The 1,815-nt window shown below is 67.3% G+C and carries 1 protein-coding gene; it reads right to left on the reverse strand.

Annotated elements, in window-relative coordinates:
- The coding region (locus ACX4ZE_RS22675) for a condensation domain-containing protein (protein ID WP_480275491.1) at positions 1 to 1,815 on the reverse strand (1,815 nt) is incomplete at both ends.

Genomic DNA, 1,815 nt, shown 5'->3' on the forward strand with positions numbered 1-1,815 from the left:
ACCGGTCGTTCCCGATGTATAGATCAGATACGCCAGATTGTCCGGACGCAGCCGACCGTGCCGGACAGCATCGGTCGGAGCGGCCTCGCTGGGGTTACCGGTGAAGGTGTCCAGGTCGTCGACGCACAGCGATTCCGCTGTGGTCGTGGACAGAGATGCGGCCGTAGCCTGGTCGGTTACCACGACCACCGGGGCCGTGTCGGCGAGGATGAACGCCAGCCGGTCGTGCGGGTAGGTCGGGTCCACCGGTAGGTAGGCGCCCCCGGCCTTCCACACCGCCAGCAGCGCCACGATCAGCTCCGCCGACCGCGGCAACGCCACCGCCACCACCTTGTCGGGTCCCACCCCCCGCGCGATCAGCAGGTGTGCCAGACGGTTGGCACGGCTGTCGAGGTCCCGGTAGGTCAGCTCCGTACCGGCGCACACCACCGCCACCGCCTGCGGGGACCGCCGCACCCGAGCCTCGATCAGCCCGACCAAGGTGATATCGGTATCGACCGCCACCGTGGTGTCGTTGTACCCACGCAGCAGCCGCGCGCGTTCGGCGTCGGTGAGCACGTCCACCGCACCCACCGCCAGCTGCGGAGTGGAGGCCACCTGTCGTAGTACTCGCACGTACCGGGCCGCGATCGCCTCGACCGTCGCCCGGTCGAACAGGTCGGTCGCGAATTCCACGAAACCGGTGAATCCCGCGCCGTCGGGGGCATCGATGATGTTGAGCAGGAGGTCGAAGCGAGATGTCCCCGTTGAGCAGAAGATGGGGGAAATACCGATTCCGGGGAGCTCGATCACGGGTAGGGCGTTGTTCTGGAAAGCCAACGCCACCTGGAACAGCGGGTGGTGGGCCGTGGAGCGGATCGGGTTGAGCAGCTCGACCAACAACTCGAACGGCGCGTCCTGATTGGCGTAGGCCGCCAGCGCCTTCTCCCGTACCTGCCCGAGCAGATCGGTGAACGAACCCGCCGCAACAACTCGTGCCCGCAACACCCACGTATTGACGAAGAACCCGACCAGATCAGTCAACGCCTCATCGGTACGCCCGGCGATCGGTGTCCCGATCGGGATGTCCTCCCCCGCACCGAGGTGATACAACAACACCACCAACCCCGCCTGCAACACCATCGACACCGTCGCGTTCCCCTCACGCGACACCCGCTGCAGCAGCGCGCGGGTCTCGGCATCGATCATCACCGGCACGGTGTCACCACGGTAGCTGGCCACCCGCGGCCGCGGTCGGTCGGTCGACAACGGTAGCTGCTCGGGCAGCCCGGTCAGCTCGGCACGCCAGTACTCCAGTTGCCGGGACAACACACTGTCTGGATCGGACGCCTCGCCCAACAGTTCCCGCTGCCACAACGTGTAGTCCGCGTACTGCACCGGCAACGGCTTCCATTCCGGGCTGCGGTCGTGTGCGCGCGCGGTGTGGGCGGTCGCCAGATCACGGAACAACGGCGCCAGCGACCATCCGTCCCCGGCGATATGGTGGATCAGCAACAGCAGCACGTACTCGTTGGGAGCGCAGCGGAATACGTCGGCCCGTACCGGGATCTCCGACGACAAGTCGAACGCGTAGCGTGCAGCCGCGGCCACTGCCGCCTCCACGTCCTCCACGTCCGCCACCGACACCGGCACGTCGAATTCTCCGGCCTCGAGGACCCGCTGCACCGGCACACCGTCCACCTCGGCGAACACCGTCCGCAGGCTTTCGTGCCGCCCCACCACATCGACGAGCGCGGTCCGTAACGCCGCCACATCCACCGCGCCCGTCAGGCGCACCCCCATCGGTATGTTGTAGGTGGCCGAGGGGCCTTCGAG

The sequence above is a fragment of the Nocardia sp. TBRC8007 genome (genome assembly GCF_056629435.1).